The following is a 20863-nucleotide window of genomic DNA, read 5'->3' as shown; positions in this document are numbered from 1 at the left end:
TTGGCTCATAAGTTCATTGTACTTCATCAAAGCGCATTCCTCCCGGCACTGACCCTACGGGTACAGTGCGGGGCTCCTGCGATTTCTAGCTGAACCGAGGCTCACGGTATAGTGGTTCAGGCGAATCCGATGAGTGCAGAGGGATCCCTGCCCATCCTTCAACCTAGTCCGGTTGGGTCGAACCCTCGCCAAGGTGTCTGTTGTGGAGAGGAGATGAATGCTGAAGCCAAAGCGTGCCTGCCGGCCCCTGCTGCCGACTTGTGGGGGCTCGGATTCCCCCACCGCAAAAGGTTGCCCTGCTGTAGCTTATATAACTTTGGCGCTCTTGGCGCTCAGCTTGGTCGGTTGCGGCGAGGGAACAACTCCCCTGGGCCCACTGGAAAATGTCTTTCTGCGGGCAGATGATTTTGAAATTACAGGGGGATCCCCGGCAGCGGGCGCAGTGGGGCCCTACCTACAGTTCAACATGCGGCGGCAGCGGGATAACCAAATCCTAAATCGCCCCCTTAATGTCTATGTGGACAATGCCGGGCTGGCAGAAAGGCGGAATCCCCTTTTGGATAACCAAAACCGTCCTATTCTCTTACAGCGCTCGGTGGCCTTCTTGGGCAATGGGCTGGATCTGAACAGAGATGGCCAGCCGGATCTGCCCCCCAAAGAACCCCCCAACTTCACCAGTGGCCCGCTGCTGCCCTACACCCCGCCCAATCAGTGGCAAAGCCGGGCTGCCCTTGCCTATGTCCCCGGACAGGCCAATATCCCCGGACGGAGTCCCAGCGACCGCTTTGGCATCTACTTTTCTTCCATCCTGCCCTACACCGGGCAGCTTCGCTTTCGCGCCCGCGACGAGCTGGGCAATGCCTTTGCCCGCACCTTTGAGGTCACCTACCCGCCGGCAGCCAGCCGCGCCACGGTCACGGTTACCTTGGCCAACCTCACCGCCACTGCCCAAGAGCCGGTTCTCATTGCCATTTGTAACCAGTTGGGAGCTGCTGCCGTGGTGGGCCTGCGGAGTGGCACGTTCACCGAGCTGGTGGATCTCCTGCCGGCCCCAGGGCTGCCGGTGGATCCCACCTTGAGCGAGCCCATCCGCTATGTGGCCGAGGCTTATCAATTGAACCGCGATCGAGCCGTCATCCGCGTTTCCCAGAATCCCACGGATCCCAGCCGCATGAGCGTTCCTCTACTGGGATCCGAAGGGGCAACCGGTCGGGCAGATCTGACGCTGGTGAACTCTGTAGGGGATCGGCTTACCTGCTTCAACGATCGGCTTTCGGATCTGCGGGATACGTTTTCTGACTTTTTCAGATAGTCAATTCAAATAGCAATGAGACACTGGCCAGTAGAATAGTCCGACTCGCAAAAGCAGGCCTTGTCACTTCATCAACAGAAGTTCCTCCATCTGCATGCATCCTTGCCCTCTTGAAAGCACTGCGGTCGCTTCAAACTAGATTGAGACGCTCCCCAAGCGTTCCGCGCTGCTTTTACCGACTCCCATACCCTTCCCTTCCGCTGTATGACCGGCTTTGTACGTCTGTGGGTCTGCTCCCTTCCTGGACATGCCCTACGACTCTCTCTCAGGTCAAGGCTTCTTTCTGAGGTCTACTGGCATGCCATCCTACCTGTAACGTCATCTCATCCTCAACTGAATTGACCATAGATCTGGAATCGTTTTACTGGTGTGCGAAGCAACTATACTTGCAATGTCGTGAAAGCGGCTCAACCGACAAAACCTCAGGGCAGATGCTGCAAGGCCAGCGCCAACTGTTCGTACTCTGCCAAACGGTTGTAGACCTGGGCCGAGATGCGTACCCAAAGCTGCCCGGCGAAGGGGATGATCGGAACCTCAATGCGGTACTTGTACCAGAGGTAATCGTGAAGCCGACGGGCGCGCTCCTCAAGAGGCAGCTCAGGGATCCACTGCTGCCAAAATGGCGGCAAGGGTAGGGTGGCCATAAAGCCCAACATCTTTTCGGGGGCGGGCGGGATCCCCTCAAGAGCCTCCAAGAGCAACTGCCGCGCCTGCAGCAGCAGAGTGTGGTTGTGCTGACGGATGTTGTCCAGTCCCACCCCTTGGATAAACGCCAGGGCTGCTGAAATGGCCAACCAAGCGCTGGGATCCCGTGTGCCCACCCAGTCGAACTCCGCTGTGAACCCTTGCCCATAGCCGTGGGAGATCACCGTAGGATGAGTTTGGGCCTGTCGATAGGGGGCCACCCACAAAAAGGCACAGCCTTTCGGGGCAAACAGCCACTTGTGGGCATTGCCGGTGTACCAATCGGCTCCTAGCTTTTCCAACTCCAAGGGGAGAACTCCGGGGGCATGGGCGCCATCCACCAAAACCGGGATCCCGCGCTCCCGACAGAGGCCGATCAGCTCGGGCAGGGGGTAGATCAGAGCCGTAGGCGAGGTGAGGTGATCCAACACCGCCAGGCGAGTTTGGGGAGTGAGGATGGCCTCGAAGGCCGCGATAACCTGCTCCGGCCCCGCAATGGGGAAAGGGATCTGCGCCTCAACCGGGATGGCTCCCCACTGGGCACAGATGTACTGCAATGCCTGACGAACGGCCCCGTAACCGTGATTGGTGCAGGCGATCTGATCCTCTGGCCGGAACCGCAGCGAGCGCAAAACGGCATTGACCCCGCTGGTGGCATTTTCCACAAACACCAGATTTTCAGGTTCAGCCCCGACGAAATGGGCCAGTTCTGCTGCCGCCGCCCGCAAGGCTCGAGGAAGTTCCTCTCCCATAAACTGCACCGGCTGAGCCTCAAGGCGTTCCCGCCATACACTCTGGGCCTGCAACACCTTTTTCGGGGTCGCGCCATAGGAGCCGTGATTCAAAAAAACGACCTGCGGATCCAGTTCCCACAACGAGCGTTCGCAAAGTGGCGCACAAGCACTGAGGGCAGAGCTAAAGCGAGGAGAAGTGGATCCCATATTGGAGAAGAAAGGCATGGTTCACTCCCTCTGTCCCTGGACGATGCAGGAAAAAGATGGGGGAATTGCTGCGATCTGTGTGAGGGGTTTGCTCAGAAATCCGAAGATATCAACACCTATCAACACCGCTGATGTGGAGACCAATGGCATCTCGACTGAATGTCGGAACCTAAGGCTCTTTGAGACGGATTCTCTTAGGTTGATCTATTGGCCGTCACCCAATTCTGGGCCGAGATCCGAGAGAGGGGCAATTTTGCTGAGCTTGATTTTAGAGTTGCTGGCAGCAAATTGCTGTAAAGTCCACTCGTTCTTAAACAGAAGAACGGGCCTGTCTTGAATGTCTTTAACAACTAGGGTGTTAAACAAGCTGGGAATATTCTCCAGCGCCTTCCAGCCGTTCTCGACCCAGCGAGCCAGTGTGTAGGGCAACATCTCCAGTCGGGTTTCGACGTTGTATTCACTTTCAAGGCGATACTGCAAAACCTCAAACTGCAACTGGCCCACCGCTGCCACAATCGGATCCCGTTTGGAATCGTCGATAGAGTACATGATTTGTACAGCCCCTTCTTCCCGCAGTTCCGCTACCCCTTTCTGGAACTGCTTAAACTTGGAAGGATTGGGATTCTTCAAGTAGGCAAACAGCTCAGGAGAAAAGCTGGGGATCCCGGCGTAGCGCAGCTTCGGGCCGGTGTAGATGGTATCCCCAATGGTGAAGATGCCGGGATTATTCAGGCCGATCACATCCCCAGGGTAAGCTTCATCGATGGAGATGCGCTCTTGAGCAAACAACTTCTGGGGATAAGATAGACGAATGGGACGATTGAGGCGGGCATGGTTGACCACCATATCCTTCTCAAACTTGCCGGAACAGATGCGCACAAAAGCAACGCGATCCCGATGGCGGGGATCCATGTTGGCCTGCAGTTTAAAGACGAAGCCCGTAAACTCAGGATGTTCGGGCGGGATCAGTCCGGCAGTGCTCTCGTGAGGCATTGGCGGTAAGGAATACTCCAAAAATGCATTGAGGAAAAGCTCCACCCCAAAATTGGTCATGGCACTGCCGAAAAAGACCGGGGTTTGTTTGCCAGAATGCACCTGTTTTAGATCCAAGGTGGGCATGAGACCATCCAGCAGTTCCAGCTCTTCCTTGAATTGGTAATACAAGTCCTTGTCGATCAACTCCTCAATTTGCGGATCCCCAAGTTTAATAACGGTATCTTGAACTCTTAGCCGCCCCCCAGATACCCGCTCAAAGAAATGAAACTCCTGAGTTCGGCGGTCAAATAGCGCAGTAAACCGCTCGCCTGAGCCAATTGGCCAGTTGACAGGATAGGGCTTGAGGCCCAGTTCTGTCTCAATTTCATCCATCAGCTCCAAGGGATCCCGGCTTGGGCGATCCATCTTGTTGATAAAGGTAAAAATCGGTAGTCCCCGCATCTGACACACTTCAAACAGCTTGCGGGTCTGGGTTTCCAACCCTTTGCCGGCATCTTCCAGCATCACGGCATTGTCAGCCGCTGCCAGGGTGCGATAGGTGTCTTCGCTGAAGTCCTGGTGGCCGGGAGTATCCAGCAGATTGAGACGAATGTTGCGGTAATCAAATTGCAGGACGGTAGAGGTGATGGAAATACCCCGCTGCTTTTCCAGTTCCATCCAGTCGGAAGTGGCCCGCTTTTGCGCCCGACGGGCCTTCACAGCTCCCGCTTCTTGAATGGCCCCCCCGTACAACAGCAGCTTTTCGGTGAGGGTGGTCTTCCCGGCATCGGGGTGGGAAATGATGGCAAAGGTACGCCGTTGCTCTACAGCTTTGGTCAAATCAAGATCTTTCATCAACTGTTGCCGCTCCACTACAACCTGGTCGTTTTAAAGAAGATGACGTTGCAATGCTGTCCCCTAAACGATGGGAGAAATAGGGAGAAGATAGAAAAACAAAAGTGAGAAGTAGGGTGAATAATGCACTTGATGATAATGGGCTTGGGTTGCCGCCAGGTAGCGAGGGGGAGAGAGCACAGGCCGAAAAGCGCGAAAAGCCAACAGAACCATTTTGACCCTAGCACAGGAACAGGGATCCCTGTTGTCTGGCATACTGGCGGAGATCTTGAGGGGGAATTTCCCAGGCCAACCGGCCAGAACTCAAAGCAGATGCTGCTCGTTGTTGTTGCGCAACGCTGACGTGAAGAGCAGTTGCTCAATCGTGGCAATGGTGAAGTTTTGGCTGATCACCAGCCGCTCGACGCGAATGCGGTGGGCTTGCAGGAGGCAATCTTGCTGCAAGGGCTTGGGCAATTGTTCCCAATGATCCAGCAGGACTTCCAGCAAAATCTCGCCCGGTAGCCCGGTGGCGCTTTCCAGGGATCCCAGCTTTTCTACCCTCTCGGCAGACCATTTGAGGGTAAGCTTTTGCAGGCCCAGTTGTGCATCCAGAGCCTCGCGGGGATCCGACTGGGCAGTGTGCCCATGATAGGCGCCATTGCGGCGAACCCCATTGCCGGTGCCGGCGGTAGCAGGGGGCAAAAGCTCGGCTGGCCCTTCGGTTGGCGGTGGAGTACCGGCCCATTTGGCCGGACTGACCTGGGGTGGGGAGACAACCCTTTCCACCTCGACCGGAGCGGGCGACAAGTTGGACAAGGGATCCGCATCCCGAGAAGGAGCTTCAGGTGTGGAGAGCACACTGGCCAGGAGAGGCATCCGTCCTGCGTCTGGTGGGGTTGTGGCAACCTGGCACAGAGGGGACGAGGCGGCGGCAGATGGATCGGGCTCAACATCTAATGCCGCAGGGTGAGGCAGATCCAGGGAATCCGTCCCCCTGTTGTCCTCTGGACGGTGCGGAGCCTCAACGCCATCGGCAGCCGTAGGTGCAGGTTCCATCGGCTCTGGCTGCTTATTCACCCCCATGCGCGAGAGCAGATCCGCCTTGGTGGGGCCGGTGGGCAATTTTTTTTGGGAGGCTTCTTGGCAGTAGCCATGTTAGCGGGCCTCCAGCACAGCCTTGAGGATCTCGCGATAAGGTTGGGCCAGGAGATCTTCCCCTGCCTCCGCCAAGGACCAGCCCATGCTGTTGGTTTGCTGCACCACTGTACTTTGCCGCACCGGCGTGAAAATGGGGATCCCTTGCATCATTTCCGCCAAGGCTTCCACCGCGGCCCGCGACATTTTGGTGCGGTTGTTGCCCACCCACTGTTCCCGTGTGGGGAGCACCCCCAAAAACTTGGGCACATGAAAATCCAGCTCTTCCAATTCTTTCAACAGCACCAGGGTACTTAGGGCCCCCATCACCCCCTTTTGGGTACACTCCGTCGGCACCACCAACAGATCGGCGCTGAGAATGCTGTTGTAGGTGAGCAACCCTTTCGAGGGGGGGCTGTCGATGACCAAAAAGTCATACTCCGGCAAAATCGGTCGCAAAGCCCGCTTCAAAAACAGCTCCCGCCCCGGCTCCATCACGATCGCATCCATAGCCCGCGAGAGACTGTAATCGCTGGGGGCCAACCACAGCCGCTCCTGGCGATCCTCATTCAACGGCGGACGGATAATCTCCCGAATGTGAACCCGATCCGCCCCCGGCAAAATCGTCTCGGCAATGGTGGCCGACTCCGACAGATCCGTCCAGCCCATCCACTGGCTCAGGTTGCCCTGTGGGTCAAAGTCAACAGCCAGCGTCTTGCCATGCTCGGCCAGCATGATGGCCAAGTTGAGGGCGGCTGTGGTCTTTCCGGATCCCCCACTCAAACAGGCAACGGTGATGACAAGCGCCGTTCTGCCAGACATGAGTTATCCCCTCGTAGCCCATCCCCTAACACTATAGCTAGGGTTAAGCAACAGTGTTCACACTTCAGGTAGGGATCCCGCCGCTGGGAATGGCCTACAGGGATCCAGCCGCTGGGAGCTGAGCTTCCTCAGTTCTTTTCGATCCTCGGATTGAATCCTCAGAGGGAAGACACAAACCGGTGCAGCCGCTGCAGCCCTTTTTCGAGGGTGGTGCGATCGGCAGCATAGGAAAGGCGAATGTAGGAATCTGCCCCAAAGGCTACCCCCGGCACAGCAGCCACGTGGTGTTCCTTGAGCAGCTGCCGGCAAAACTCCACCGAACTTAACCCGGTTTGGCCGATGTTGACAAACACATAAAATGCACCTTCTGGCTCCGGGCAAGTCACCCCCGGCAAGGTGCGGATCCCGTCCAGCATCAGATCTCGCCGCTGCCAGAATTCTTGGCGCATTTTTTCCACAGCCGCTGCCGATAGGGGGCTGGTCAGGGCTTCCAGAGCACCGTACTGGGCAAAGGTGCAGACATTGGAGGTGCTGTGGCTTTGCAGGTTGATGGCCGCCTCAATGATGGGCTTGGGCCCGGCCAAGTAGCCCACCCGCCAGCCGGTCATGGCGTAGGCTTTGGCAAAGCCACTGCTGAGAATCAGGCGCGGCATCAAGTCAGGGCAAAGGGATCCCAGGCTGATGTGGCGGGCTTGTCCATAAACCAGCTTTTCGTAGATCTCGTCGCAGATCACGTACAGATGGGGGGCGGAGAGGATCACCTCTGCCAGAGCTGCCAGCTCGTGCTGGTGGTAAACGGCTCCGGTGGGGTTGGCCGGCGAGTTGAGAATCAGCAGCTTGCTGCGGGGGGTGAGGGCCTGGCGCAGTTGGGCGGCGGTGAGCTTGAACCCCTGGGCCTCTTCCGTCTGCACCTGCACAACCTTTGCCCCTGCCAAAATGGCAATTTCGGGGTAGCTGACCCAGTAGGGAACAGGCAGGATCACTTCATCGCCGGGATCCAGCAGCACCATGGCCAGGTTAAACAGGGTTTGCTTGCCGCCGTTGCTGATCAGGATTTGGTCGTGGCTGAACTCCAGGCCGTTTTCCTGCCGCAGCTTATCGGCCACTGCTTGGCGAAGGGCGGGGATCCCAGCGGTGGGGCCGTAGCGGGTTTTGCCCTCTTCCAGAGCACGGATGGCCGCGGCCCGAATGTAATCAGGCGTATCGAAATCCGGCTCGCCCGCGCTCAAGCTACACACATCCAGCCCCTCTGCCTGCATGGCTTTAGCCAGAGCCGAAATGGATAGCGTGGGGGAAGGGGATAGATGGGCGACCCGTTGGGACAAGCCGGCAGCAGACACCATCGGTTGGGAAGCTCTTTGGTTTATTTTAAGGTTCTCAAGCAGGGCCAATCTAGATAGCTAGGCTACTGCGGTCAACAGGCGGGTACCATCCACCAACAGCAGTTTGTTGCCCTCTCGCTCTGCCAACAGATCCCAAAACTCGCCCGCCACAGCTCCGGGCAAGAACCCTTCCAAGCGCAATTGCAGAGGAGCAAATTGCTTGGTTCCCTGGGGCTTGCGCCGCACGGTCACCTCAACAAAGCCATCGTGGGGCTCGACAATGCCGCGGATGTTAAAGCCTTCCTCTGTGTCCTCAGGGGCAGGCAAAAACGGTTCTTCTTCCCACTCTGGGTCTTGCTCCTCTTCCGGCAGGGCCAGGATGCGGATGATGCTCAAGCCCAAAGCCCCCCCTGAACGCGGCTGCGGCTGCACGTAGTACCAGTAGGTATGGCCGCTCTTGATGCAGTGCTCGAAGGGGCCGAGAAGCTCGGCGCGTCCGGGGGTAGCCGGATATTCTGCTCCGTCAGAGGCAACCAAGGTTGCCTGCGCATAAGTCTTGGGGATCGATTTCATGGATCCCTTAATCAGGCCCAAAGCGCGGAACTGGTAGGGGTGGGCGGGAGGAGGCAATGGGTTCATGGCGGCCAGATCTTGGAAAGCCAGGGAAGTAGAGTCCATCATCTTATCCTATGGCGATCCTCAGATTGGAATATCCAGGGCTTTCCTCAGCATCGCCTCCAGCTCATCGCCCTGCCGACTTGCGCACCGCGATCAAGCTGCTGGTGGTGCCCAGAAAAACCCCCATCCCCAACAACATCGACGGCAAGAGCCAAAACTCCAGTTGGCTGCGATCTGCCTGCATCACCTTGAGGAAGGGCAAGGCAATCAACTGCTCCAGCAGCTCCTGCAGCAACTGCTGGGATCCCAAGATCAATCCCCAAGCTCCCACTGCGCTGATCACCCCAAACAGGCACCCTTGCAAAATAAAGGGCAAGTAAATCCAGGCTGCTGTCGCCCCCACCAATTGCATCACCTCGATCTCCCGCCGCCGCGCCATGACGATGAGGCGAATGGTGGTGGTGATGACCGCCACCGCTGTTAGGGCCAACACGCCGGTAATGGTCAGGGATCCCAGCCGTAGCATGTCCTGGAGCTGGGCCAGTTGCTCCACAATGCGGTCGCCGTAGTAGACCTCATCCACCCCTTCCAGTTGGCGAATCTGCTCCGCCACTTCCCCCAAGGCTTCGGTGGAATCCGCCTTAACCCGCAGAGCATCCACCAAGGGGTTCTCCCCCAACTGGGTTTCCATGGCCGCCTCGTCTTGGATCCCCATTTCCAGCAAAAGGTTGCGCCAAGCCTGGTCTTTGGTGATGACCTTCACCTCGGCCACATGAGGCAGTTGGGCGACCTGAGGTTGCAGCTCCACCCCCTGCCGTTCCGGCTCCAGGTAGACGGAGATCTCCAGTTGTCCTCCCAGCGACTGCACCGTGGCATCCAGGCCCCAGGACAGCTCAACGCCGATCCCCACCAAGAACAGCAACACCAGCAGGGTGCTCACAGCGGCCCAGTTCAGCCAGCCCCCCCGCCGCAACCCCAAAAAAGTCTCCTGTAGGAGATAGCGAATTTTATTGAGAAGTCGGGAGAGAGATTGCATGCTGTTCTCCATCCAACAATCAATGGGCTCAGACCCTTGCCCCCTGGAGCTCAACAGAGCCTGTGGAGAGCAAAATAGGGATCCCGGCAGCCCTCAGCGCAGATCATACAGGCGCCCTCCCTCCATGCGCACCACCCGGTGGCCGGCCCGCTCCACCAGATAGGGGTCATGGCTGGTCATGATGACGTAGCGGCTGCAGAGCCGTTCCAGGAGAAAGCGATCATGACTGATGACCAAAAGCCCCATCTGATGTGCCCGCCCATAGGCCAAGACAGCTTGCCAGATCAGGGCTTGGGTATTGGCGTCGAGCATGGCTGTCATCTCATCTGCAATCAAATAGCGAGTTTGTGGGTTGAGAACCCGGGCGATGACAACCCGCTGCAATTCTCCCCCGCTTAGCTCATGGGGATAGCGGTTGAGCCAACTGGGGGAAATGCCTAAGGTGTGGAGAACCTCTGGCTGGGGAGGAGGCCCTTCCCGCAAGACCTGAGCTATGCGCCAGTGGGGGTTAACGGCCTGCTCTGGATGTTGAAAGACAAGCTGCACTGGGCAGTACCCTCGCCGAGGCAAAGGCTGCCCTGTCACACTCACCCGACCTTGGCTGGGGGTAAGGTAGCCCGCCAGCAACTTGGCCAGAGTAGTTTTGCCAAAACCAGAGGGAGCCATCAGCCCTACGACTTCCCCAAGTTCTACTTGAGAGCAATGCAGGGGGGGAGGATGCTTAGAGGATTCCGATGACTTCCTGCAAGACCGCTGGGTGAAAGGTGAGGTCTGGTAGCTCCAAAGGCTGCTGGCTTGGTGATGATTGAAGCACTCTACTCCCGTCTCTGAACTCCGTGATACGATGTAGCTCAGCTATCGGTTCTGACGGGGATCAGCCGCCAGAGGAAACGGGGAAAGAGCAGTGAGAATCTGCCGCTGTCCCGCAGCTGTGATCCGGTTTAGGAGAAGTCCTGCAGCAAATCTCTAGAGTCATTCGCTGCCGATCCAGGTCTTGTCCCCCAAAACCGTGTCAGTCAGAATGCCCGCCGATGGTTTTTCTAAACTTCACAACATCTGCGAGGTACAGATGGTAACTGTCTTGGCTTTAGCTCGTTTCTGCTTTCGTTATCCTGAGCATTTTCCCGGCGTTGCTCCCACAAGCTTTCGGTACTCCTCAGCAGTAGAAATAAGTCCAAGAACCCAAGCAAGACTCTGAGCCAGTTGGCCGGGAGAGAGTAAATTTTGGGTGCTGTTGCACCAAGATCTATCAAGATCTATCAAGATCTACAGCCCGCCTACGCGAAGGAAAGAGTGAGATGTCAGGCTTCCTGACTTCAATTGGTGGCTGGCAAGTAGCCACTGCGATCGCTGGCTGCGTTGAGTATCTTTTTTGCGCAAAAGGCAGTGTTTTGTTGGGGTTCCAGAGGCAAGAGAGGAACAGCCGGTTTCTTCCTTGGCGGGCGGGATCCCAGTTGAGGGCGAATTGAACGCAGGAAAATTAGAAAACTCAGTATTTGGGATGGCACACAACATGACTGCACAAACCATGACATTGGGGTATGCCCGCATGGGCAAGCGCCGCGAGCTCAAAAAAGCTTTGGAAGGCTTTTGGAGTGGTGCCCTAGGGTCAGAGGCTCTGCTGGCTACCTTTTGGGATTTGGAGACTCAAGCCTGGCAGACTCAGCTACAAGCTGGGATTGATCACATTGCGGTAGGGGATCAGACTCTCTACGACCATGTACTGGACTGGGCCACCTGGCTGGGGCTGATCCCCTCTCGGTTCCGAGGTCTGTCGGGTTTAGACCGCTACTTTGCCATGGCGCGGGGGCGGGAGGGCCTGCCGGCTTTGGAAATGACCAAGTGGTTTGACACCAACTACCACTACTTGGTACCCGAAATTGAGCCGGAAGCCGATCCCAGTCCTAACTTTGGGGATTTTTTGGAAAGAGTTCGGCGGGCCCAAGGGATCCTAGGGGAGCGCACCAGCCCCGTTGTCCTCAGTCCAGTGACTTTGCTCTGCCTTAGCCAGCGATCTGGGGATCTGCGGGCGGACTTGGAAAAGCTCCTTCCTCTGTACCGGGATCTCCTCCAGGAGTTAAAACAGCTGGGGATCCCAGAAGTCCAGATTCACGATCCCATTTTGGTTACCAGCCAGGGAAGTGGCCTGCGGGAAGCTGTGGAAATGAGCTACCGCCAGTTGGCAACCGCCGGGATCCCTGTCCACTTGGTCACCTACTTCGATGACCTGGGGGAGACTTACCCCTGGGTGGTGCAACTGCCGGTGGCCGGCATTAGCCTTGACTTTACCCGTGGCCACACCCTGGATCTGGTAAGAACCTATGGCTTTCCGGCTGACCAGATCCTAGGTGCTGGCGTAGTGGACGCTCGGAATGTCTGGAAGGTTCAGCCTGAGACCGTCTTGGCCAGCCTGCGGGAGCTGCAGGGGGTAGCTCCCAACCTACGGGTGCAGCCTTCCGCTTCGTTGCAATTTGTGCCCCACGACGCTGCTCTGGAAGCCCAGTTGCCAGAACCCCTCAGAAATGTCCTCAGCTTTGCCGAACAGAAGCTGGCCGAAGTAGCTCTCCTGGCGCGAGCCCTCAACGGCGAAGACACTGCTGCCCAGCAGGCGGAAATCCAGCAGCAATGGCAGAGCTTTGCGCAGTTTAGCCCCCCCAACCCCCAAGTGCGCCAGGCTTTGGCCAACCTCAAGCTCCAGGACTTCGAGCGATTCCTGCCCTACGAGCAGCGCCTAAGTCGGCAGGTTCAGCTACCACCTTTGCCCACCACCACCATTGGCTCCTTCCCCCAAACTCCAGAGGTGCGGCAGTGGCGAGCTAAGTACAAAAGAGGGGAGGTTTCGCAGGCGGAGTACGAAGCAGCCATTGACGCTGAGATTGCCAAGTGCATCCGCATTCAAGAAGAGATTGGCCTGGATGTGTTGGTGCATGGGGAATTTGAGCGCACCGACATGGTGGAGTACTTTGCCCAGAAGCTGGAAGGCTTTGCCTTCACTGAACACGGCTGGGTGCAGAGTTACGGCAGCCGCTGCGTGCGCCCTCCCATTCTCTACGGCGACGTGGTTCGCCCCCAACCCATGACAGTGCGGGAATTCCAAGTAGCCCAGTCCCACACCCAAAAGCCGGTGAAAGGCATGCTCACGGGGCCAGTGACTATGCTCAACTGGTCCTTTCCCCGTGTTGATATTCCCCGGCGGGAGCAGGCTTTGCAGATTGCCCTGGCCTTGAGAGCCGAAGTGGCAGATCTGGAAGCGGCTGGAGCGGTGATGGTGCAAGTGGATGAGCCGGCACTGCGGGAGGGGCTACCTCTGAAAAAAGAACGCTGGCCAGAATACCTCAGCTGGGCAGTGGATGCCTTTCGCCTAGCTACCGGCGGGGCCAAGCCGGAAACCCAGATTCACACCCACATGTGCTACTCAGAGTTTGGGGACATCATCGAGCACATTGAGCGGCTGGATGCCGACGTGCTTTCCATTGAAAACAGCCGCAGCAACAACAAAACCCTGCTGCAAATTGCCCAGGCTGGGTATCGTCACCAGGTGGGCAACGGCGTTTACGATGTCCACAGCCCTGCGGTGCCGAGCGTTGAGCAAATCCTGCAGCAGCTGCGCACAGGACTGGCCCACTTGCCTGTGGAGCAAACTTGGGTTAATCCCGATTGTGGCCTCAAGACCCGCCGCTGGGAGGAGGTGATCCCCGCACTGAAAAATATGGTGGCTGCCGCTCATCAGCTAGGGGAGGAGCTTCTGGAAACCCAACCTGAGGGTCTGCGCGAGTAAGGCCCACGACCCGCTGATGTAACTGGTCGGGCTGGCTTGACAAGTCGCCGCGGGCGGTGCCGCTGTTGTGCTGATGCGGCTGGCTTAGGGCCTACGGTCTGCTGATGCAACCGGCAAAGCTGCTCTCCGGGATCTCAAAAAGCTTGTGAAGAGCAAAGTAGGGATCCCGGTAGCCCCTCAGCGCAGATCATACAGGCGCCCTCCCTCCATGCGCACCACCCGGTGGCCGGCCCGCTCCACCAGATAGGGGTCATGGCTGGTCATGATGACGGTCACCCCAAAGGAATTGAGCCGCTCCAAAATCTGGAGAACCAAGAGGGAGTTTTCCGGATCTAGGTTTCCTGTTGGCTCGTCCGCCAGCAGCAGCACCGGCATGTTGACAATGGCACGGGCCAGGCTAAGGCGCTGCTGTTCCCCCCCCGAAAGCTCATGGGGAAAGTGATCTCGCTTTTCGGTCAGCCCCACCATCTTTAGGGTCGGCCCAATGCGACGGCGGATTTCTGCGGGGGACAGCCCTTGGGCGCGCAGCACGAAGGCCACATTTTCTGCCAGGGTGCGGTTGGCCAGAAGGCGATAATCTTGGAAAACCACCCCCAAGCGCCGCCGTAACATGGCCAGCGGACGCGGTGGGATGCGGTAGGGTCGCCGCCGCCCTTCAGAAGAAAAGAGACAGACTTGATCGACGATGACCGTGCCCTCGGTGGCCTGTTCCGCCCCGTAGAGTAGCCGCAGCAGGGTGGACTTGCCCGCCCCGGAGACCCCAGTTACGAACACAAACTCGCCGCGGCGCACCTCCAAGTTCACATCCTGAAAAATTAAGTTGCCGTTGGGAAAGACTTTGCTCACGCCCCGCAAGGACACCATGCTGGCCGGGGTTTCCAGGGATCCGGATTGGGTGCTGCTGTAAAAGCCCAGGGTGGCCTCTGGATGGGCTGGGGCAGGGGGATGAGGGGTCGGAGCCGTACCCGCCCAACGGTGTAAGCGAGGAGGATAGCCGATGTGCTGACCGATCATCATGGCAAGCGCCTACAGAGAGAAGAACGAGAGAGCGCCGGCAGACTATGGGCGCAAACGAGAAGAGGGATCCCACAGCACCCGCCAGACAAAGCTGGGCAGAGCTAACATGCGTCGCCAGCGCCAGGGTTCCTGATAGAGACGATACAACCATTCCAGGTGATGGTCACGCCACCAACGGGGCGCTCGCCGTTTTTGGCCGGCCCAAATGTCCAAGCTGCCCCCCACCCCCATCCAGATGGCTTGGGGCAAAAGGGGACGCCACTTTTGGATCCACAGCTCCTGCCGCGGGGATCCCAGCCCCACCCACACCAGTTGCGGTCGAAATTCCTGGAGAGCTTGCAGAAGCTCTTTTTCTTCCTCGCTAGAGAAGTAGCCGTGGTAGCCCCAGAGGGCCAAAGCAGGACACTGGGCTTGCCAATATCGAATTGCTGCCCGGTTGACTTCCGGCCTTCCCCCCACCAGGGCCAAGCGCCACCCCCGTTCTGCCGCCAACGGGATCAGGGTTTCTGCCAGCTCGATCCCCGGCACCCGCTGGACGCGGATCCCCTGCCGCCGCAGGGCCCACACCACCCCAATGCCATCGGGGATCACCAGCTCTGCTGCCTGCAGCACCTGGGCAAAGGCGGGATCCCGCTGCGCCTGCATGATCATTTCCGGGTTGCAGGTGACCACTTGAGCGCCCTGCCCCTCCCGGATACGCGCCTCAATCCAGGTGGCGTAGCTCTGTAGGCTGGCCTCCGGCAGAGCAATGTGTAAGTTCACGCCCAGAATCGCATGGATGGATAACGACACTACCGACCGAATGCTGGCCCCCGCTGGAGCCGTTGGACACGCTTTTAAGATAGCCCGGACCTTCTCCCAGAGGGAGAGGGGAGTTCGAGGAGGCATTTCATGGCTATTTGACCACGAAAATCTCTTCCCCCAGGCATCCGCCGTGGCATCCACGGCGTATCTCCATCAGACCAGGCCGAGAGGGAATTGCCCGACCCAGAGCAAGTCCCTGAAGGTTGGTTGCCATCTTTCGAGACAGGAGACTTGAGATGAAAACTTCGAAGACTCCCTTCGCTCTGCCTCAATTGGCCGCCGAATGGGATCCCAGCCCTGCAACCTCCCGCCGCAGCTTGTTGTTGGCTGGTTTGCTGGCGGGCGTAGGTGGAGCAATTGGATTGCGCACCCTGCCCGGTGCCGCCCAGTCCAACACTGCTGATATTGCCATTCTCAACGCCGCCATCGACTTGGAACAGCAGGCAATCTGGGCCTACAAAACCGCTGCCGGCAAGTTGAGCAACACCGAGGTGGGCAAGATCGTGTTGGAAGTGGCCACCAAGAACCTGAAGGATCACGAACAGCACCGGGATCTGCTGGCGGGTGCCGTGCGGCAACTGGGAGGGATCCCCTCTCGGGCCCGGGATAGCTACGACCTTTCCACCTACATCGACAACAAAGAAGGCAATCTCGACTCCGATGCCAACATTGCCAAGCTGGCCCTGGGTCTGGAGTTTGATGCAGCCTTGGCTTACAACGACGCGTTTACCCAGCTTTCCAACAAAGACCTGGTGGCTGCCGCCAGCACCATTGGCCCCAACGAAGTTGCCCATGCCACTGCAATCCGGGCCGTGTTCCACAGCCTTGACCCCAGCATTCTGGTGGTGCCTGCCCCCTTTGTCAGCGCCGAGACTCGGGAGCGCTGGATCCTGAAGGTGTAGAGCTGTTGGTAACCCCTGCCGGCGATGAGGCGATGATCTGCAAAGCCTTCCAACGTCCTCTGTAGGACTTGGGGCTTGGAGATCCAAGTGCTCTGCACTGCTGTCGCAATCGCCTTCTTCTGAGCGCCTCAGCTTTTTTTCGCTTCCTAACCTGTGTGGAGAAAGTCCTATGCCAATGACGCGGCGGTTGCTGTTGCTCAGTGGACTGGGATCCCTGCTCAATGTGGGGGCTATCTTGGCTGTGGATCGGTGGCGACAAGCCAGCTCTGTTGCGGGGCGAGATCCTGTCGAGGCAACGGCGGCAGCAGAGGTGATCATTCGCGGGTTTCAATACCTGCCCTCGGAGGTTACCCTCAAGCGGGGGGGCAAGGTGACCTTCACCAACCTGGATTCCACCCCCCACACGGCTACTCCTGTGGAGGGAGCGCAGTTTCAAGGGACGGGACGGCTAAGTCGCAACGAGAGCAAAGCGGTGGTGTTCGAAGTAGCTGGGATCCAGGAATATTTCTGCGATATCCACCCCAGCATGGTGGGCCGTATTGTCGTCGTCGATTAGGTGAAGGCCATGCAAATGGAACCCCTGGGATCCCCTCTTCCCTTCTGGAACATTTGTCGGCGGGTGTACCTGGTTTGGGCCGTCCTTTTGGGGATTGGGTTTGCTGCCACCCAGTTTCACCAAGAGGCCAACATCAACTGGCTGTGGCTGGTGATTTCCCTGATTGGGTTGGGCTACATGGTGCGGCAGACTAGCTTGCCGGAGTTTCGAACAGCCGGACTGGCCCATCTCTACTTTGTGGGTTTGGTGTGGACGTTGGTGATCGCCCAGGGCATGCTCCTCTCGGTGCTGCCCTTTGTCGGGCGTACCCCTTTGGCAGCTTTGAGCCCATACCTGGGGGTGTTTTGGCTGTGGCAAATGGGGCTGGGTCACTGGCTCAACGGCCTGGTGGATCCGCCGCGTCTCCCCTACTGGATCACCGGTGGGATCCAGATCCTGGCCGGAGTTGCCTGCCTGCTGTGGGGGCTGGAATGGCAGTTTGCGGTGGCAGGGGGAATCGGGGCCTTGGCCATGCTTCTTTTGATCCGGTTGCACTGACCCGTTCACTGATCTGACTTTGGAGTCTTATCCAGGCGCACTCGCCAAACTCCACCTCCCACGGCCACTTCATCCCCAGGGCGCAGCTTGCGTCCCCGCCGGGTTTCCACCTCGCCATTCACCCGCACTTGCCCCGCTTGGATGAGCTGCTTGGCCTGCCCGCCGGTGGGAACAACCCCCGCCAGCTTGAGGAATTGATCCAGCTTGATTACAGGATCCGTCGCCGGCTGGGGATCCCTTTGAGGAGTCTCCGCCATCACTTCACCCAAATGGTTTTGACATTTACAAATTCCAGGATCCCTTCCCGACTCAGTTCCCGTCCATATCCTGAGCGTTTGATGCCACCGAAGGGAAGGCGCGGGTCGGACTTGACCATGCCATTGATGAATACGGATCCCGCCTCCAGCTCCTCCAGCAGGCGCTCTTGTTCCTCTGGATCGGTTGTCCAGGCGCTGGCACCCAGGCCAAAGGGCGTGTTGTTGGCCAGCTCAATGGCTGCCGACACATCCGGGACGGTGAACAGCAGCGCCACCGGCCCGAACACCTCCTGGTGGGCCACCGGATGATCCGGGGGGATGTCGCTCAGGATTGTGGGCGGGTAAAAATTCCCTCCCCAGGGGGAGCCACCGATATGGACTTTGGCTCCTGCTTGCACCAAAGCCTGCACCTGTCCGTCCACCTCTTGCAGGATGCTGGGGGTAGCCAGAGGCCCCACGTCCGTTTGCGGATCCAAGGGATCCCCCACCTTGAGCTGGCGAAATCGCTCCGTCATGGCAGCCGTGAAAGGTTCGGCGATAGCCCTGTGTAGGATAAATCGTTTGGCGGCAATGCAGGATTGGCCGTTGTTGATCAGACGGGCCGTGACCGCTGTGGCAACTGCTGCCTCCAGATCGGCGCTGGGCAGCACGATGAAGGGATCGCTCCCTCCCAGTTCCAACACCGTTTTTTTCAGATATTGACCGGCCAAACGGGCCAGGCTGGAGCCGGCGGCTTCGCTGCCGGTGAGGGCGGCCCCCCGCACCCGTTCATCCGCCACCACCTCTGCCACCTGGGCTGCTGTGATCAGCAGGGTTTGAAAGACCCCTGGCGGAAATCCCGCCTCCTGAAAGATCTGCTCTAGGGTCAAAGCCGATTGGGGCACGTTGGAAGCATGTTTCAGCAAGAGGGTGTTGCCCGCCATCAGGGCTGGGGCGGCACAGCGAAACACCTGCCAAAAGGGAAAGTTCCAGGGCATCACCGCCAAAATCACCCCCAGCGGCTGGTAGCGGATCCCGCTGCGGCTGGCATCGCTGGCGTTCGCGTAAGCGTTGCGTAGCAATATGGAGCGCTCGGCCAAGAATCCCTCTGCCTCCTCGGCATAGTAGCGACAAACCCAAGCGGATTTTTCCACTTCCGCAACGGCAGAGGCCAAGGTTTTGCCCATCTCCAGGCTGATTAGGCGGCCAAACTCCGCTTTGCGCTCCTCCAGGATCCCTGCCACCCGCTTCAGCCAGGCGGATCGCTGAGCAAACGGGATCCGACGATAGCTCTGAAACCGCTCGTGGGCTTGGGCAATACAGCTTTGGATCTGCCCAGCGTCGAAAACGGGGTAGCGAGCCAATTCCTCTCCGGTGGTGGGGTTGATGCTGACCAGGTGCCCCTTCGCGTAAGCGTTGCGTAGCAATATCGTTTTCCCTCAACGCCTGTTTCTCCACTCTGGCATTTGCGCTCTGCCTGGAATAGTGCTCCGCACTGCTACTGCGTTCGCGTAAGCGTTGCGTAGCAATATGGAAAGATTTGTGGAGTGGAAGACTTAGCGTTCCAGGCTGCCCATGGAGTCCTTGGCCGTTGGATCCTCGGGAGCAGACCAGAACTCGTAGGCTGCTTGCGACAAGCTGGCGATCAGCCCTTCGGCTCTGGGATCGTTGGGGGTTTCTCGCTTCACCCACACCGCCGCCACATAGCGCCGCCCGTTGGGCAAATCCAGGATCCCGGCATCCCCCACCACGGAGCTCAAGGTTCCCGTTTTGTGGGCAATGCGCACCTCTTGAACCAAGTTGGGCCGGAAATAGGAGGGCCGTTGGGTGCGCCAGAGAATGTCCAGAAAACGGTCGCGGCTGCGGCGGCTGAGCATGCGCCCCTGTTCCACCTGGCTGAGCAGCCAAACCATGTCGCGCGGGCTGCTGGTGTTGGTGCCTTCCAGATCCGGTAGCCACCAAGAAATTTGCGTGTGTTGTAGTCCCCACTGGCGAAATTTTTGGTTGAGAGCCTCCTGTCCACCCAGGCGATCGATGATCAGATTGGTGGCGAAGTTGTCGCTGAGGGTGATCATCAGGGTGGCCGCTTCCAAAGCAGAAACCTGGGATCCGAGGGGTCGGGTTTGCAACACACCAGCTCCCCCTCCCTTGAGATCTTCCCGCAGAGTGAGCCTCTCATCCAGCCGCACCTGTCCGGTTTCCACAGCCTGGAAAAAAGCCAAGAGAATGGGGATCTTGATCACGCTGGCGGCAGGAAAAGCCTGATCCGGCCTAACCCCGGCAAAGGCGCCGGTTTCCACCTCCCAGAACAGAGCCCCTGCCGTCAAGCCCGGTTGGTCGGCCAAAGCGGCCAAGCGCTCCTGCAAAGCCGGGATCGCTTCTCCCGGCAGAATGTTACTCGGGAATGCCGACGGGGGAGGATCCCCAAGCTGCGTCGTGGCCTGTTCTATCCGGCCAGCGGTGGTCGATTGCAGCAGTTGCGAGAGGCCCGCCATTGTCAGGCCCAGGATGAGACTTAAGCTCAGTCCCCTGAGCAACACTTGCCCGAGAGATGGAGAACGTCTCAAGCGGCGAGGCCGGGCAGCCCGTTGGCGCAGACGAGCAATGGCTTTCTGGCGAGCAAGACGCAGCGGTTGAGGAGGGGAAACCAATAGGGATCCCCTGGGGGCAGGAAGCAGGCGACCAGATCCCGTTCGCAGCTTTGACTCCGCCGGAGGTGGGACGGCGTTCTTGGCAGGTTGTGGAGGGCGGCGGGGATCCCGCGACTTCTCTGGCAAAGGCCTACGGCCCGCTAGCGCGGATGGATCGGTGCCTTTCTTCTCCCTTGCTCTGGTCATAAGAACGATTGCCTTAACACCATACTTCTGACAGACACTGCTGGCAGTTTCACCGACTCCACCCCGGTGAGCTTGGCTTAATTAAACCCACATTAAACCCACAAATTGGCCAACCTGCCCTGACCTAGATTGCAAAACGCCCATCAAACCGTCCTCGCGACACGAAGCCTAGCAACAACCCCGCCAAAGGCAGGATGAGTCCCTGTTGCCAGAGCATCCACTCGGAGTCGTTTTAAAAACTTAGGTTGATCCGTGACCCCCCTTTCCCTCTGGAAGAGGGGCTGGGAATAGTCGCGGAAGCGGCGCGGAGCGCTTTTGCCAAGTCCAGGAAAACCGTCAGCTAGAAATCGCAGGAGCCCCGCACTGTACCCGTAGGGTCACTGCCGGGAGGAATGCGCTTTGATGAAGTACAATGAACTTATGAGCCAAGTCCTGACCATATCCTGTAAGCTCAAGGTGTCCCCGTCGCAAGCCGCCAAATTGGACGCGACGATGGATGCCTTTGTACAGGCATT

Annotated in this window: 17 protein-coding genes, 1 pseudogene and 1 riboswitch; of the genes and pseudogenes, 5 read left to right on the top strand and 13 right to left on the bottom strand. The window is 58.4% G+C overall.

Annotated features, from left to right (window positions below):
* Positions 1–217: 217 nt before the first annotated feature.
* Complete coding sequence (locus tag ACVWYY_RS13210) at positions 218–1312, top strand: hypothetical protein (protein WP_457440799.1); 1095 nt, start codon at positions 218–220, stop codon at positions 1310–1312.
* A gap of 422 nt (positions 1313–1734) precedes the next feature.
* Here the strand turns inward: ACVWYY_RS13210 and ACVWYY_RS13205 are convergent, their stop codons facing one another.
* From ACVWYY_RS13205 to ACVWYY_RS13170, 8 genes and pseudogenes are all read right to left on the bottom strand, one after another.
* Entirely contained in the window at positions 1735–2871 is a 1137-nt protein-coding gene (locus ACVWYY_RS13205) for an aminotransferase class V-fold PLP-dependent enzyme (RefSeq protein ID WP_457404157.1), read from the bottom strand.
* A 270-nt stretch (positions 2872–3141) separates the two neighbouring features.
* Complete coding sequence (locus ACVWYY_RS13200) at positions 3142–4767, bottom strand: peptide chain release factor 3 (RefSeq protein ID WP_457404154.1); 1626 nt, start codon at positions 4765–4767, stop codon at positions 3142–3144.
* A gap of 303 nt (positions 4768–5070) precedes the next feature.
* Complete coding sequence (locus tag ACVWYY_RS13195) at positions 5071–5805, bottom strand: hypothetical protein (protein WP_457440797.1); 735 nt, start codon at positions 5803–5805, stop codon at positions 5071–5073.
* A gap of 99 nt (positions 5806–5904) precedes the next feature.
* Positions 5905–6705 carry a ParA family protein gene (locus ACVWYY_RS13190; RefSeq protein WP_414351212.1) on the bottom strand — a complete coding sequence of 267 codons (801 nt, stop codon included), beginning with the start codon at positions 6703–6705 and terminating at the stop codon, positions 5905–5907.
* A 158-nt stretch (positions 6706–6863) separates the two neighbouring features.
* On the bottom strand, positions 6864–8048 hold the full coding sequence (locus tag ACVWYY_RS13185; protein WP_457440795.1) for a pyridoxal phosphate-dependent aminotransferase: 1185 nt from the start codon (positions 8046–8048) through the stop codon (positions 6864–6866).
* Between the two features lie 57 nt (positions 8049–8105).
* Positions 8106–8708: a hypothetical protein gene (locus ACVWYY_RS13180; protein WP_457440793.1), complete on the bottom strand. Its 603-nt coding sequence runs from the start codon at positions 8706–8708 to the stop codon at positions 8106–8108.
* Between the two features lie 61 nt (positions 8709–8769).
* On the bottom strand, positions 8770–9681 hold the full coding sequence (locus ACVWYY_RS13175; RefSeq protein WP_457440791.1) for a cell division protein FtsX: 912 nt from the start codon (positions 9679–9681) through the stop codon (positions 8770–8772).
* A 93-nt stretch (positions 9682–9774) separates the two neighbouring features.
* Positions 9775–10377 (bottom strand): annotated as a pseudogene (locus ACVWYY_RS13170) (ABC transporter ATP-binding protein); the annotation flags it as partial.
* A 146-nt stretch (positions 10378–10523) separates the two neighbouring features.
* Positions 10524–10728: riboswitch (cobalamin riboswitch) on the top strand.
* Positions 10729–11194: 466 nt separating this feature from the next.
* On the opposite strand from ACVWYY_RS13170, the gene metE reads away from it, so the two are divergent.
* On the top strand, positions 11195–13459 hold the full coding sequence (metE, locus tag ACVWYY_RS13165; RefSeq protein ID WP_011433481.1) for a 5-methyltetrahydropteroyltriglutamate--homocysteine S-methyltransferase: 2265 nt from the start codon (positions 11195–11197) through the stop codon (positions 13457–13459).
* A 177-nt stretch (positions 13460–13636) separates the two neighbouring features.
* Here the strand turns inward: metE and ACVWYY_RS13160 are convergent, their stop codons facing one another.
* Positions 13637–14323, bottom strand: coding sequence for a cell division ATP-binding protein FtsE (locus tag ACVWYY_RS13160; protein ID WP_011433482.1), 687 nt, complete (start codon positions 14321–14323; stop codon positions 13637–13639).
* Positions 14324–14518: 195 nt separating this feature from the next.
* Entirely contained in the window at positions 14519–15238 is a 720-nt protein-coding gene (locus ACVWYY_RS13155; RefSeq protein WP_457440789.1) for a WecB/TagA/CpsF family glycosyltransferase, read from the bottom strand.
* A 278-nt stretch (positions 15239–15516) separates the two neighbouring features.
* On the opposite strand from ACVWYY_RS13155, the gene ACVWYY_RS13150 reads away from it, so the two are divergent.
* The 3 genes from ACVWYY_RS13150 to ACVWYY_RS13140 all read left to right on the top strand — a co-directional run bounded on the left by ACVWYY_RS13150 (position 15517) and on the right by ACVWYY_RS13140 (position 17275).
* Positions 15517–16182, top strand: coding sequence for a DUF4439 domain-containing protein (locus ACVWYY_RS13150; RefSeq protein WP_457440787.1), 666 nt, complete (start codon positions 15517–15519; stop codon positions 16180–16182).
* Between the two features lie 169 nt (positions 16183–16351).
* Positions 16352–16738, top strand: a complete 387-nt coding sequence (locus tag ACVWYY_RS13145; RefSeq protein ID WP_414356122.1) for a plastocyanin/azurin family copper-binding protein — start codon at positions 16352–16354, stop codon at positions 16736–16738.
* 9 nt (positions 16739–16747) lie between these two features.
* Positions 16748–17275 carry a hypothetical protein gene (locus tag ACVWYY_RS13140; protein WP_457440785.1) on the top strand — a complete coding sequence of 176 codons (528 nt, stop codon included), beginning with the start codon at positions 16748–16750 and terminating at the stop codon, positions 17273–17275.
* Between the two features lie 5 nt (positions 17276–17280).
* Here ACVWYY_RS13140 and ACVWYY_RS13135 read toward each other — a convergent pair whose 3' ends face one another.
* The 3 genes from ACVWYY_RS13135 to ACVWYY_RS13125 form a co-directional block, all read right to left on the bottom strand.
* Complete coding sequence (locus tag ACVWYY_RS13135) at positions 17281–17532, bottom strand: RNA-binding S4 domain-containing protein (protein ID WP_414347935.1); 252 nt, start codon at positions 17530–17532, stop codon at positions 17281–17283.
* The gene (locus ACVWYY_RS13130) at positions 17532–18938 is read right to left on the bottom strand and encodes an NAD-dependent succinate-semialdehyde dehydrogenase (RefSeq protein WP_457440783.1); all 1407 of its coding nucleotides are present in this window, start codon (positions 18936–18938) and stop codon (positions 17532–17534) included. Before ACVWYY_RS13130 ends, ACVWYY_RS13135 begins: the two co-directional genes overlap by 1 nt.
* 129 nt (positions 18939–19067) lie before the next feature.
* Positions 19068–20162 carry a serine hydrolase gene (locus ACVWYY_RS13125; protein ID WP_457440782.1) on the bottom strand — a complete coding sequence of 365 codons (1095 nt, stop codon included), beginning with the start codon at positions 20160–20162 and terminating at the stop codon, positions 19068–19070.
* Positions 20163–20863 lie beyond the last annotated feature (701 nt).

Source organism: Thermostichus sp. MS-CIW-34 (assembly GCF_054060435.1).
This window is presented reverse-complemented; position numbering and strand designations above follow the sequence as displayed.